The 12,844-nt window shown below is 45.7% G+C and carries 11 protein-coding genes, 1 other RNA gene and 1 pseudogene; 5 read left to right on the top strand and 8 right to left on the bottom strand.

The window, feature by feature from the left end:
* Positions 1-154 precede the first annotated feature (154 nt).
* Both QEO93_RS07355 and dnaJ read left to right on the top strand, forming a co-directional pair.
* The gene (locus tag QEO93_RS07355; RefSeq protein ID WP_032136585.1) at positions 155-1,573 is read left to right on the top strand and encodes a sulfatase-like hydrolase/transferase; all 1,419 of its coding nucleotides are present in this window, start codon (positions 155-157) and stop codon (positions 1,571-1,573) included.
* 92 nt (positions 1,574-1,665) lie between these two features.
* The gene (gene dnaJ, locus QEO93_RS07350) at positions 1,666-2,838 is read left to right on the top strand and encodes a molecular chaperone DnaJ (RefSeq protein ID WP_032136556.1); all 1,173 of its coding nucleotides are present in this window, start codon (positions 1,666-1,668) and stop codon (positions 2,836-2,838) included.
* 329 nt (positions 2,839-3,167) lie between these two features.
* Here dnaJ and QEO93_RS07345 read toward each other — a convergent pair whose 3' ends face one another.
* On the bottom strand, positions 3,168-4,697 hold the full coding sequence (locus QEO93_RS07345; RefSeq protein ID WP_085815690.1) for an ABC transporter permease: 1,530 nt from the start codon (positions 4,695-4,697) through the stop codon (positions 3,168-3,170).
* A gap of 290 nt (positions 4,698-4,987) precedes the next feature.
* Between QEO93_RS07345 and QEO93_RS07340 the strand changes: the two genes are divergently transcribed.
* Positions 4,988-7,015: a BCCT family transporter gene (locus tag QEO93_RS07340; RefSeq protein WP_085815689.1), complete on the top strand. Its 2,028-nt coding sequence runs from the start codon at positions 4,988-4,990 to the stop codon at positions 7,013-7,015.
* 190 nt (positions 7,016-7,205) lie between these two features.
* Positions 7,206-7,874 (top strand): NAD(P)H-dependent oxidoreductase, encoded by a 669-nt coding sequence (locus QEO93_RS07335; RefSeq protein WP_085815688.1) that lies wholly within the window; start codon positions 7,206-7,208, stop codon positions 7,872-7,874.
* Between the two features lie 163 nt (positions 7,875-8,037).
* Here the strand turns inward: QEO93_RS07335 and QEO93_RS07330 are convergent, their stop codons facing one another.
* The 7 genes and pseudogenes from QEO93_RS07330 to QEO93_RS07305 all read right to left on the bottom strand — a co-directional run bounded on the left by QEO93_RS07330 (position 8,038) and on the right by QEO93_RS07305 (position 11,689).
* Complete coding sequence (locus QEO93_RS07330; protein WP_245832207.1) at positions 8,038-8,388, bottom strand: nuclear transport factor 2 family protein; 351 nt, start codon at positions 8,386-8,388, stop codon at positions 8,038-8,040.
* Positions 8,389-8,558: 170 nt separating this feature from the next.
* Positions 8,559-9,380: a transporter substrate-binding domain-containing protein gene (locus tag QEO93_RS07325; protein WP_032136291.1), complete on the bottom strand. Its 822-nt coding sequence runs from the start codon at positions 9,378-9,380 to the stop codon at positions 8,559-8,561.
* An 82-nt stretch (positions 9,381-9,462) separates the two neighbouring features.
* Positions 9,463-9,873 carry a substrate-binding periplasmic protein gene (locus tag QEO93_RS11690; protein ID WP_425432031.1) on the bottom strand — a complete coding sequence of 137 codons (411 nt, stop codon included), beginning with the start codon at positions 9,871-9,873 and terminating at the stop codon, positions 9,463-9,465.
* A 63-nt stretch (positions 9,874-9,936) separates the two neighbouring features.
* Positions 9,937-10,290 (bottom strand): annotated as a pseudogene (locus QEO93_RS11685) (transporter substrate-binding domain-containing protein); the annotation flags it as partial.
* A 142-nt stretch (positions 10,291-10,432) separates the two neighbouring features.
* Positions 10,433-10,798, bottom strand: an RNA gene (gene rnpB, locus QEO93_RS07315) — RNase P RNA component class A.
* 144 nt (positions 10,799-10,942) lie between these two features.
* Positions 10,943-11,413 carry a hypothetical protein gene (locus QEO93_RS07310; RefSeq protein ID WP_044249850.1) on the bottom strand — a complete coding sequence of 157 codons (471 nt, stop codon included), beginning with the start codon at positions 11,411-11,413 and terminating at the stop codon, positions 10,943-10,945.
* Positions 11,414-11,431: 18 nt separating this feature from the next.
* Positions 11,432-11,689, bottom strand: a complete 258-nt coding sequence (locus QEO93_RS07305; RefSeq protein ID WP_044249848.1) for a glycosyltransferase family 2 protein — start codon at positions 11,687-11,689, stop codon at positions 11,432-11,434.
* A gap of 125 nt (positions 11,690-11,814) precedes the next feature.
* Between QEO93_RS07305 and QEO93_RS07300 the strand changes: the two genes are divergently transcribed.
* The gene (locus tag QEO93_RS07300) at positions 11,815-12,696 is read left to right on the top strand and encodes a patatin-like phospholipase family protein (RefSeq protein WP_032136290.1); all 882 of its coding nucleotides are present in this window, start codon (positions 11,815-11,817) and stop codon (positions 12,694-12,696) included.
* Positions 12,697-12,844 lie beyond the last annotated feature (148 nt).

Below are 12,844 nucleotides of genomic sequence, written 5' to 3'. Positions count from 1 at the left end.
GTTGGGTTATTTGTGAATGACTAAATTTTATATGAAAGTTTGTTTAGTTGCATTAGGGCTGCTGAATAGACGAAAAATGCAGCCTGAAAATGGTTTTCAGGCTGCGTTTTGTATCTGTTCGTTTTATAATGATTATTTTTTTGTTGGAATAAATATGTCTTTAAGTAAGGATTATAAATTACCGCATATTGATAGACGTGAAACGATTAATTTAATTGCTTTATTTGTTATTCCTAATGCGATCTTCTTGTCATTGGCAGGATATTTGAATTTGGCTCGCCCATTGGTAAATTTGGATTATTTTGTTGCGATTGCTTTTTTGTTTGCACGAAATAAAGGGCTTAAAGCGGTTGGTTTTTTGCTGTTTATCTTGTCTTGCTTATTTGATATTTTGATGTTGGTTATCCAAATTTTTCCGTTTATGGATTTATCAGCGATTCGCTATTTTATGCCGTTTATTTGGGTTGCTCCAAAAATGTATTTAATTGCGATGGGGCTTGGGACAATATTGACATTTGGTTTGCCATTGATTTTGCAAAAGGTGTTTCGTCAGCAAAATTATTTTTATTTGTGCGCTGTTTCTATTGTGATGATATTAGTGGGTTCGGTTGTTCGCGATTTTAAATATCGTGACCAACATGGTGTTTTAGCTCGCACAAATTATTATTACACCAATAGCCAAGCATGGTTATATTATGAATTAACGAATAGTGCTTTTGTGGCAGCAAGTACGCAAAAAGCGCAACTTGTACCATTGAAAGCAGATGAACAAGGTGCTTCTCGCCATTTAAAAACGCCGTATGCTTCAAAAATATTGTTTGTTGTAGTGGAGAGTTTGGGCGCACCAAAGCAGCCTGAATTGCAGCAAGAGTTGTTTAAAAATATTACAGCGCAAACCGATAAATTAGATTTTGTAGAAATGGGTAAAAATTATGCTTTGGGTGCGACTGTTCAAGGGGAATTACGCGAATTATGTGGCATGGACGTGCGATATGGCTTTGGTTTAGGTCAGTTAGATAGCCGATCATTTTCAGGCTGCTTGCCGCATAAATTGACGCAATCAGGTTATAAGACGATTGCCATGCATGGCTCAAGCGGACGATTGTATGACCGATATGCTTGGTATCCCAAAGCAGATTTCCAGCAAACTATATTTGCAGAACAATTACTTGGCTTAGAATTAAAACGCTGTGCTGCATTTAAAGGCATTTGTGATACAGAATTGACACAACACGTGATTCCCAAACAATTCCAGCAACATCAAAATGATAAGCTGTTTTTCTATTGGCTCACACTCACCGCTCACGCACCTTATGAAGAAGAAGATATTGTGAACAAACAACGTGTAGACTGTACACGATTCGGCATGAATCCTAATGGACAGTTGTGCCACAATATGCAATTAGAAGCGCAAACCATGGATGGTATTGCTGATTTAATCAAGCAGCCTGAAATGAAAGGCGTGGAAGTGATGATTGTGGGCGACCATATGCCTCCTATTGTAGATGATGAAGACTTCCGTCCATTACTCAATTCAGGCGTAAGCTGGTTACATTTTAAAATTAAAGATTGATAACAACACGCAGCCTGAAAAAACCTTGAATTTTTTCAGGCTGCCACCATATACGTTCCCATTCAAAATTACCCACAAATAAATAAACAGTTATGAGCAATAAAGATTTTTACGAAACACTCGGCGTAGCACGTTCCGCCAGCGACGACGAAATTAAAAAAGCCTATCGCAAACTGGCGATGAAATACCACCCAGACCGCAATCCAGACAACAAAGAAGCAGAAGACAAATTCAAAGAAGTCCAAAAAGCATACGACACCCTTTCCGACCCACAGAAAAAAGCCGCATACGACCAATACGGACACGCAGCCTTTGAACAAGGCGGCTTTAGCGGAGCAGGTGGCGCAGGTGGTTTTGGAGGCTTTGGCGGCGGTTTCGGCGGCGCGCAAGGTTTTGATTTTGGCGACATCTTTAGCCAAATGTTTGGTGGCGCAGGTGCAGGTGGCGCACGTCAGCAAAGCTATCAAGGCGAAGACATCAACTACCGAGTAGAAATCACATTAGAAGAAGCCGCAGCAGGCGTAAAACGTCAAATCACCGTGCCAACGTATGAAGAATGCGACATTTGTCACGGCTCAGGCGCCAAACCAGGCACAAAAGCCAGCACTTGCCACACATGCCATGGCTCAGGTACGGTTCACGTACGCCAAGCCATTTTCACGATTCAACAAACCTGCCCAACTTGCGGCGGTTCAGGCAAAGAAATCAAAGACCCATGCGTGAAATGCCACGGCGAAGGTCGCGTGAAAACCAGCAAAACCGTAGAAGTGAACATTCCAGCAGGGATTGATGACGGACAACGCATCCGTTTAACAGGCGAGGGTGAACCAGGCACAAATGGCGCACCAAGTGGCGATTTGTATATTCACGTTACCGTGAAAGAACACAAAATCTTCCAGCGCGACCCAGATGTGCCAACTGATTTGCATTGCGAACTGCCAATCAGTTTCGCCACCGCAGCATTGGGCGGTGAAGTAGAAGTGCCAACGCTAGACGGCAAAGTGAAACTCACTATTCCAGCAGGCACACAAGCAGGCAAACGTATGCGCGTAAAAGGCAAAGGCGTGAAATCTGTTCGCAGCAGCTTGGTTGGCGACTTGTATTGCCACATTGTTGTGGAAACCCCAATCAACTTAACCGACCGTCAAAAAGAATTGCTTGAAGAATTTGAAAGCATTGCCACAGGCTTAGACCGCAGTCAAACGCCGCGTCAGAAAAGCTTTTGGGAACGCTTGAAAGACAAAATTGAAGACCAATTTGATTGATTGAAATAAGAAACGCAGCCTGAAAAATGTTTTTCAGGCTGCGTTTTTATATGTGCTTTTTGACTGAACAGCATAATTAACGCTAAGATAATTCTTAGGTCAATTTTGACTGAAACCAGCAATGTACCTTTGCGCTTGAGGATTAACATTCGCATAGCTTGCTCCTGTAAGTGTTTATCACACAGCAGGTGCTACACAAAAAACCCTGTTGCCGCAGGGATTTTGTGTTCCCCTGCCACTAGTTTGCTGCCGAAACAGCAAGGTTGCTATTATAATCGCAGCCTGAAAAGGTTGATACAACCAAAAATAAATCATTTGCAGCCTGAAACCTACCGTTCAGGCTGCTTTTCTTTCGTATCCAACGCCAAAAACGCCGCGCAAGACAGCACCATCAACACCAAAGTCAGCACCATCGCTCTATCATGGTTTTCTGTGCCGACTTTGCCCAAATAACGATAAATCAACGTCGTCAGCGTTGTCCATTCGGGGCGCGACAAGAATAACGATGCCGCAAATTCGCCGATACACGTTGCCGCCGCCAATGTTAAACCGCGCCGCAACGCAGGCAGCAGCAAAGGCAATGTAACCGAACATGCAGCCTGAAACGGCGTTGCGCCAAACACACGCGCCGCTTTTGTGTAATTTTCAGGCAGCGCGTCCCAAGCTGCCAAAATATCTTTGGTAACAAACGGATACGCCAGCAACGCGTACAACGCAATCAACATCGGCAAAGTCGCCGCCCATTCGGGATACAGCAGCAACACGCCAAAACTCAAGCACACAGGCGACACCATAAATGACAAAAACGTGAGTGAACGCATCACGCCCAAACGCCGTGCTAAAGCCGCGTGCAGCAAGCCTAAAACTGCCGCCAATGCCACCGCACAGCCTGAAAACCGCAATGTGTTCCACAAAGCCGCCAACGTCTCTTCGTCCCACAACACGCGCCACGCGTCCCCAGCCTTTGCAGCCTGAAAAACCACGGCGAACAGGGGCAAGGCGCAACACAGCAGTAAAACCGCCAACGCAAACAGCAACAACAATTTTTCAGGCAGCGTTTTCGGTTTTTCAGGCAGCCTGAAACGGATTTCGGCGGCATCGGTTTGGCGGCTAATCCACGCATATAACGCGCCAGCAATCGCTGTAATCCCCAACACAAGCCACACCAAAACCGCCGCGCTTTCCATGTTCAATTCATACGCAATCAGTTGATAAATTTCCACTTCTATCGTGCTGTACTGCTGTCCGCCCAGCAGCAACGCTAGTCCAAAACCTGAAAAGCAATATAGGAAAACCAAACACGCGCCGCCTGCTAACCAGTTCCGCAAAACGGGCATTTCTACGCGCCAAAAGCGTTGCCAAGCGTTTGCGCCCAAGGTTTGCGCGGCGGCAAGTCGGTTGGCTGGCACGGCGAGAAAGCCTTGATAGGCGGTGCGAATCATCACGGGCAAATTGAAAAACACGTTGCCATATAACAGCAGCGCAGCCGTGTCTGCCCAGCCGCGCCACAAGAATCCGTGTTCGCCAAACAGGGCTAAAACGCCCATGCCTGCAACTAAAGTGGGCATGATGAACGGCAGCATGAGTAAGCGCAAAATGAGTTTGCGCCCGAAAAATTTCAGCCGTGCCAACGCGTATGCGGTGGGAATGCCGAGCGTGAGTGTGAGTAGCACGGTGTAGGCGGCTTGTTGGGTTGTCCACAGGATTTTTTGGGTGTAGTAGCTGTCGTGCAGCATTTCTGCCCACAGGGGGGCGGCGGCTTGGTAGTTGAGCATTGCCCAAAGTGGCGCGGCAACGAGCGTGATGAGAAAGGCAATGGGGATTGTGGCGATGAGTAGGGTGGTGAAATGGCGGTGCATGGTGTGGCGTGAAAAATGGGGGATTTTAACGTAAAAATGCAGCCTAAAAGTCTTTGTTGTTGCTGCAAAAAAGGCGGATTTGTGAGGATTTTTATTTTATGCTATAATAATCAATATATTACAACAAGCCTTGTGCTTATCAATCTTTTGCTGATTTTTCAGGCTGCCTGAAATCAGAAATTTCTTCGATATTTTTCTGTTTTTTTTAAATCTGATATTTCATCAAATTTTTATCTTTCAGGCTGCCTGAAAATCTGTTTTCAATCTTCAATTCAATCGGAGGCGTTCCCATGAATTTATCCCGATTTTGGCATAACCATTCCAATTTCAATCCCTTGGTTATCAGCACGACGCTGGTGGCTGTTTTATTACTGGTGGCGAGCGTGTTGTTTGCACCGCAATCCACTCAATCCATTTTAGATGTCGCGAAACTGGGCATTTTTGAACATTTCAGTTGGTTTTATATTATTGCTTGTTCGCTGTTTTTGTTTTTCTTAATATTTGTTTCAGGCAGCAGCTTTGGCAAAATCAAATTAGGGGCAGATGAGGAAGAGCCTGAATTTGGTTTTGTGTCGTGGTTGGCGATGTTGTTTGCGGCAGGCATGGGCGTGGGGCTGATGTTTTTTGGCGTGGCTGAACCCTTGTCGCATTTCAATTCAAGCGTGGTTTCAGGCAGCGTGGACGTGAAAACGCAGCAGGCGATTGTGCATACGGCGTTTCACTGGGGCATTCATGCGTGGGCGATTTACGGCACGATTGCCTTGGTGTTGGCGTATTTTGCGTTTCGCTATAAATTGCCGTTGGCATTGCGTTCGTGTTTTTATCCGCTGTTGAAAGATAAAATCAACGGCAAAATGGGCGACGTGGTGGATATTGTGGCGTTAATCGCGACTTTATTCGGGATTATCACGACATTGGGTTTTGGTTCGGCGCAACTGGGGTCGGGTTTGGTGCAACTGGGCTGGGTGTCGGAAAACAGTTTTGCGCTGCAAGTGGGCGTGATTATTGTTGTGATGAGCATGGCGACGTTGTCGGCGATTTCGGGCGTTGGCAAGGGCGTGAAAATTTTGAGCGAAACGAATTTGGGCATTGCTTTAAGTTTGCTCGTGTTCGTGTTGTGTACCGCGCCGACTTTGTATTTGCTCTCGGCGTTGAGCGATAACATCGGAACGTATTTGAGCCAGTTGATTCCATTGAGTTTTAAAACCTATGTTTACGAGCCGCAAAATGTGAAATGGTTTAATGTGTGGACGATTGTGTATTGGGCTTGGTGGTGTTCTTGGGCACCATTTGTGGGCTTGTTTATTGCGCGGATTTCGCGTGGTCGGACGATTCGTGAATTTGTGTTTGGCGTGTTGGTGATTCCGACTTTGTTTTCGTTGTTGTGGTTTACCATATTTGGGAACAGCGCGATTTGGTTCGACACGCACACAGCAAATGGCGCGTTATCAGCAGCGACTTCTGCTCCTGAAAAATTGCTGTTTCAATTTTTCCATTATTTGCCGTGGTCGGGTTTGACCAGTGTGATGGCGTTAATCAGCATTGCGCTGTTTTTTGTAACGTCGGCGGATTCGGGCATTTATGTGCTGAATAATATTGCTTCACGCGATAAGGGTTTGGCGGCGAAACGTTGGCAGGCGGTAATGTGGTCGGTGTTGATGTCGGTGGTGGCGATTGCGTTGCTGCGTTCGGGCGGTTTGGGGACGTTGCAAACGATGACGTTGATTACGGCGTTGCCTTTTGCGCTGTTGATGTTGCTGATGTGCGTGAGTTTGCTGATGGGTTTATCGGCGGACAAGAAATATTTTGCGGCGAAATTTACGCCTAGTTCAAGCATGTGGACGGGCGAGAAATGGCGCGAGCGTTTGGCGCATATGCTCAATCAGGCGGAAGAGAAAGATATTTTGCTGTTTTTGAAACGAACGGCGTTGCCTGCGATGTATCAACTTCAGAATGAGTTGATTTCAAATTATGGTTTTCATGCGCAAGTAGTCAAGCATTTTGATGATGAAGTGCCTGCGGTGGAGTTGGTCATTCATAAAGAAACCATGCGCGATTTTGTGTATGGGATTCGTTCTGTGGCGAAAGAAGTGGCAGAAAATTTGGTGGCAGACGAGCATTTGCCGAATTTCCAAAATGCCGTAACGTATGAACCGATAACGTATTTTTCGGACGGACGACAAGGCTATGACGTGGGCTATATGAGCCAAAATGAGCTGATTGCGGATATTTTGAAGCAGTATGAGCGTTATTTATCGTTACTGGGCGACGTGGGACAAGAATTGATGTCGCATGAACAATCGGAATTGGCAGAGTAAGTTTTCAGGCTGCGAAGAATGCAATCGCAGCCTGAAAAATCGTATATAGTTAATGCACTTATCTTTTAATACTGCGTTGCCAACGCCCTTATGTACTCTTTGTACACGGCGGGCGTTGTCGCCTTGTATTAAAAAATGATTGCATCAACTATAATTCGGTTTCCTATTAACACATACAGAAAGAATGATTATGTCTCAATTTTTCAATCGCGATGAAGTTTTAGCGGCTTATAAATACCGCAAATCTTGCCGTTATTATGACGCGAGCAAAAAAATCAGCAATGAAGATTTCAACTTTATTTTAGACTTGGGTCGTTTATCGCCAAGCTCTGTGGGTTCTGAGCCTTGGAAATTTGTGGTGATTCAAAGCCCTGAATTGCGTGAGAAAATCAAACCATTTTCTTGGGGCATGCAAGCGACTTTGGACACAGCAAGTCATATCGTTGTGATTTTGGCGAAGAAAAACGTGACTGCTAACAGCGAATTGTTGGTGGAAAGCATTAAACGCCGTGGCGTAACCGACCCTGAAATGGTGGAAAAAACCATCGCGAAATATCACGATTTCCAAGTGAATGATATGAAAACTGCAGGCAATGAACGTGCGTTGTTTGACTGGTGCAGCAAGCAAACTTATATCGCGTTGGCGAACATGATGACAGGCGCGGCTTTGGTCGGCATTGATAGCTGCCCGATTGAAGGTTTCAATTACGATGAAATGAACAAAGCCTTGGCGGAGGCAGGCGCGTTTGACCCTGAAGAGTGGGGGGTGTCTGTAGCGGCTACGTTTGGTTATCGCAGCCAAGATATTGCAGAGAAAGCGCGTAAATCTGCGGAAGAAGTGGTGGTTTGGTTGAAATAATCAAACATGGAGCGTCGGCGGCTCGCCGACAAATTTTGGCAAAACAAGAAATTTAACTGTGTATGTCGGCGAGCCACCGACGCCCCATGTTTGGCAAAAAAAGCAGCCTGAAAATATTTTCAGGCTGCTTTTTAATATTAGAACATACCGCGACTTTTTAATATTAGAACATACCGCGATCGCTTACAGTGCTATCAGGCATGGTTTGAATCACGTCCCAATGCTCCACGATTTTGCCGTTTTTATCAAAGCGGAAAATATCGACCACAGCTTCACCTTTGTCTTGCGGATTCACTTGGCTGAACACGTGCAACATCACCAAATCGCCTTCAGCAATCACACGTTTCACTTCGGCACGAGATTGTGGGTTTTCTTTCAAGAATGGCGCAAATGCGTCAATAAATGCTTGACCGCCATCTGCTACGGTTGGGTTGTGTTGCAAGTAAGTTTTGCCGACATATTTGCTCACAGCTTCGTTTAATTTGTGTTTGTTGAACGCCAATTCATAGAACACTAAAGCGTTGGCTTTGTTGCGTGCTACGGTGCTTTTTTTCGCGTGCGTTTTGGTTTGTGCGGCTTTAGCTTTTGCTGGGGCGGCGTAAACTGGGCTAGCGATTAAAGTGGTAGCGATTAGAGCGGCTAAATTTTGTCCTTAATAATGTGTTTCAGGCTGCCTGAAAATGTTTATTTAGCTGGTTGGCTGGCAACTTGGTTTTCACCAAACCATTTTGTTACCAATTTATCCAAAGTGCCGTCGCCTTTGATTTTGGCTAAACCTGAGTTCAGTTTTGTCAGCAATTCTGCGTTGCCTTTTTTCACAGCAAAGCCCAACGGTTTCGCGCCTTGTCCCATTGAAATAATGCGGATTTTGTCGTTTTCATGAGTTTTGTAATACTGGAATACGCGCACGTCGCCCACAATGGCATCGGCTTTGCCCAAGCGCATGGATCTCAACGCTAGGAAGAACGTATCTGCTGGTACGGCTTCGCCTTTGAGTTTTTCTACGGTTTCTGCGTTGCTTGAACCGCCTTTGTTGAAGGCGATTTTTTTGTCTGATAAGTCTTGCAAGGTTTGCACGTTGGCGTTTTCAGGTGTGTCTGCAATGGCAATCGCGGCTTCAAAGTCCATAAAGGGTTCGCTCATGTCCATTTGTTCCAAGCGTTTTGGGTTGATAGACAAGGCTGATGCCCAGATTTGACGGCTGCCGTCGTTTAAGGTGCTGGCGATGGCGTTACGTGGTGAATTAATAAATTGCAGTTGGAAACCGCTCACTTTGGCGATTTCTTCCAGCACTTCCATTTCAAAACCTACGGCTTGACCTTTGTCGCCGATAAATTCAAATGGCATGTAGCCCAACTCTGAGCCGACTACGTAAGTGGGCAGATTGGTGTTTTGTGCGCTGGCAGTGGGGTGCTCTGCGGGTGGGGCTGTTTTGGCAGAATTGTCGCTACAAGCGGATAGGGCTAAAGCTGCTGCAATGAATAGAGATAAATAAGCTCGTTTCATATGTTTGTCCTCTATGTGTAAAAAACAAAAATCACCCAATTTATTAAACGAGGTTTGATAAATCAGGCGATAACGTTAAAAATTATTTATTTGCTTCACCAAACCATTTAGCAATCAATTTATCTAACGTGCCGTCAGATTTGATTTTTTCTAAACCTGCGTTGATTTTTTTCAGCAATTCTGCGTTGCCTTTTTTCACAGCAAAGCCCAGTTTATTAGACTCTGTGCTCAACGGAATGATGCGTGATTTGGGCGCATCTGCTTGTTTTTGGTAATACTGGAACACGCGTGTATCGCCAATAACGGCAGTGGCTTTGCCTGAGTATACGTCTTTCAATGCTAAGTAGAATGAAGTGGCTTCGTCTGCATTTGCGCCCAACTCTTTGGTTTTGGCTGCATTTAAATAACTACTTTTGTTGTACGCAATGGTTTTGCCTGCCAAGTCTTCAGGCTTTTTAATGCCTTCATTTTCTGGGGTATCTAATACCAACATAGCGGATTCGTAGCTCAGGAAGCTGTCGCTCATCGCCATTTTTTCTAAACGCTCTGGGTTGATAGACAATGATGATGCCCAGATTTGGCGGCTGTCATTGTTCAGGCTGCTTTCAATGGTATTGCGTGGGGTGTTTACTACTTAGATATTAAATTCGGCAGCTTGCGCTACGGCTTGTAATACGTCAATTTCAAAACCTTCTGCTTGACCTTTGTCGCCTGAGTATTCAAATGGTATGTAGCTTAATTCTGAACCAACTAGGTAAGTTTCCCAGCTTGGGTTAGCGGCTGCTGAAGGTGCTGCTGAGGCAGCTGGTGTTGATGGTGTGGTGCTTTGAGTTGGTTGTGCTGAGTTATCACCGCAAGCGACTAAAGCGAAAGCAGCGGCAACCAATAAAGATAATGTTTGTTTTTTCATTTTTATACCTTGATTTGAGTGAAGATAAAAAACGAGAAGTTGCAAAAAGAAAGCTGCTGTATTTTGATAAATAAGGCAGTTTTAAAAGCATAAAACTGTTCCCCCATTTAAAAAATACAGCAGCTTAACTTCTCAAAATTAAAGTGCAGGTTAAACGATAAGCCGGGTTCTGTCGTTGGACAATCATTCCTCTAGGCGTGCCGTTGCCAGCACGCTCAAGCAACCTACCCGAACACTCGGCGAGCAGCGTCAATGTGTTCTGTTTGGTCTTGCTACAAATGGGGTTTAGCCTGCTGCGAACTGTTGCCAGCCGCACGGTGCGCTCTTACCGCACCTTTTCACCCTTACCTGTTCAGCCATTTTCAGGCTGCCATCGGCGGTTCTGCTCTCTGTTCCACTTTCCGTCGTGTTACCACGCCCAGCCGTTAGCTGGCATTTTGCTCTGCGTAGCCCGGACTTTCCTCCCCGTATGCCTTACGCGATACGCGGCGATTGTCTGTTCAACCTGCGATGGCGGATTATATAGTGTTTTTGTTTTTCAGGTTATTTTTTTTAGAGTAGGTACGTTGCCCGGAATACTTTATAAAATGAGGGGCTTGACGCAAAAGGGTTCTATCAATGCCATGAGTTCTGGGGTGAAATAGTGGCGTACTTAGGCTTTTTCGGCTTCGGTGAAGCGTGTGTAATGCTGGTCGTGCAGATAGATGATTTGCGCGGAGATGGTGCATCTTAGGCAGTGGTGAACGCTATGCCAGTGTTCTAAATTTTCAGGCTGCGTGGATTTTTTGATTTCCGCACTTTCCATGCGTTGCCACAGTATTTTGACCATCTCTAGCGTGCCGATAAAACCTTTTACGTTGTTGTGTTCGGTGTGTGATGCGCCACCCATTCTGGCGCGATAAAAGCCGTTCCATGATACGGGAAACCAGTTCTTAACAATATTTTGTTTCCAGTAATCGTAACTGGTGGCAGCATAGGCTTCACCAGTGAAGGCGAGGTAAGGTGTTTGTATAGCGATAATCTCGTTGTCTTTGAGCCAGCGAATCATCACTTTCACGATGTTGATATTATTTTGCTGGGCAAATTGTAGCCAAGTGGGATAGCGGTGTTGGTTGTGCAGCATGTCGTTTGCATCAACAAACTAGATATAACGCCCACGTGCTAAATCGATACCGCGATTGCGGGCGGCTGATACACCTTGATTGGGTTGTTTCAGGAAGATGATTTCTTTATCCAGCCTGAAAAATGTTTCTGCGACTTGGGCAGTTTGGTCGGTGGAGCCGTTGTCAATGATGATGATTTCTTTGGCAACGGGCACTTGCAGTATGCTGTTGAGGCATTGGGCTAAATACGGGGCGATGTTATATACTGGGACGATGAAGGTAATTTCAGGCTGCATTTGCGTTTGAAAACAAGAGTAGAAAAGGCTTATTATGCGGACTTGTTTTACAATCAAAAAATCTTTCAGGCTGCATGTGGTGAAATCACAACGCAGCCTGAAAACCTATTTTCAAAGGACGATACATGTTCAACCGCAGACATTTCCTCTTGCTCACCACAGCGTTATTACTCAGCGCATGCAAAACTTCAACCGCGCCAACCCAACCTACTCCAAAACAAAAACCACGCGCTGTGATTGCCGTGGCATTGGGCGGTGGCGCAAGCAAAGGCTTCGCGCATATTGGCGTTTTGAAAGTGCTGCACGAAAACAATATCCCTGTGAATATCGTAACAGGCACAAGCGCAGGTTCAATCGTCGGTAGTTTATACGCCGCAGGTATGAGTCCAGCGCGTTTGCAGCAAGTCGCCGCGCAATTGAACAAAGCAGACGTGGTGGATTTAACCTTGTCCACAAAAGGCTTTATCAAGGGCGAGAAATTGCAAAACTGGGTGAACACGCAAGTGAGCAACCGCCCGATTGAACGCTTGCCGATTAAATTTGTGGCGGTAGCGACTGAGTTTGGCACAGGCAAAATGACCGTCTTCAATCGCGGCAACACAGGGCAAGCGGTTCGCGCCAGTGCCAGCATTCCCAACGTGTTTCAGCCCGTGCAAATTGGCGGCAAGCAATATGTGGACGGTGGTTTGTCCGCGCCTGTGCCTGTTTCTGCGGCGAAGAAAATGGGTGCGAACTTTGTGATTGCGGTGGACATTTCCGCGCGTCCTGCGAAGTTGGGTGAAAGCAGTGGCTTTTTTTCCTATCTTGACCAAAGTTTGAATATTATGAGTACGGCTGCGCTGAATAATGAGTTGGCAAAAGCGAATGTGGTGATTAAACCGCAAGTGCAGCAGCTTGGTGCGATTGGCGGTTTTGACCAAAAAGAACAGGCGATTTTGCTCGGCGAAAAAGCGGCGCAAGCGGCATTGCCACAGATTAAGGCGGCTTTGAGTCAGTATCAGTATTAATTTTCAGGCTGCCTGAAAAATGGAGCGTCGGCGGCTTGCCGACATAATCGTTAATTATCACGATTTTATTTTTATGAGTTTAAAAATGTGTCAGTGAGCCACCAACGCTCCATTAGAGAATATTCACGCAGCCTGAAATCGCCGATAC

It is taken from the genome of Kingella negevensis, assembly GCF_030177895.1.
Lineage (GTDB): Bacteria > Pseudomonadota > Gammaproteobacteria > Burkholderiales > Neisseriaceae > Kingella_C > Kingella_C negevensis.
Note: the sequence above shows the minus strand (reverse complement) of the source record. Positions and strands in the feature narration are given on the sequence as shown.

Excerpts from the sequence above, each read along its gene's own strand:
- dnaJ (WP_032136556.1), top strand. The coding sequence starts at position 1,666 with ATGAGCAATAAAGATTTTTACGAAACACTCGGCGTAGCACGTTCCGCC.
- QEO93_RS07340 (WP_085815689.1), top strand. The coding sequence starts at position 4,988 with ATGAATTTATCCCGATTTTGGCATAACCATTCCAATTTCAATCCCTTG.
- QEO93_RS07305 (WP_044249848.1), bottom strand. The coding sequence starts at position 11,689 with ATGCAGCCTGAAATTACCTTCATCGTCCCAGTATATAACATCGCCCCG.
- QEO93_RS07335 (WP_085815688.1), top strand. The coding sequence starts at position 7,206 with ATGTCTCAATTTTTCAATCGCGATGAAGTTTTAGCGGCTTATAAATAC.
- QEO93_RS11690 (WP_425432031.1), bottom strand. The coding sequence starts at position 9,873 with ATGTTGGTATTAGATACCCCAGAAAATGAAGGCATTAAAAAGCCTGAA.
- QEO93_RS07310 (WP_044249850.1), bottom strand. The coding sequence starts at position 11,413 with ATGCTGCACAACCAACACCGCTATCCCACTTGGCTACAATTTGCCCAG.
- QEO93_RS07355 (WP_032136585.1), top strand. The coding sequence starts at position 155 with ATGTCTTTAAGTAAGGATTATAAATTACCGCATATTGATAGACGTGAA.
- QEO93_RS07325 (WP_032136291.1), bottom strand. The coding sequence starts at position 9,380 with ATGAAACGAGCTTATTTATCTCTATTCATTGCAGCAGCTTTAGCCCTA.
- QEO93_RS07300 (WP_032136290.1), top strand. The coding sequence starts at position 11,815 with ATGTTCAACCGCAGACATTTCCTCTTGCTCACCACAGCGTTATTACTC.
- QEO93_RS07345 (WP_085815690.1), bottom strand. The coding sequence starts at position 4,697 with ATGCACCGCCATTTCACCACCCTACTCATCGCCACAATCCCCATTGCC.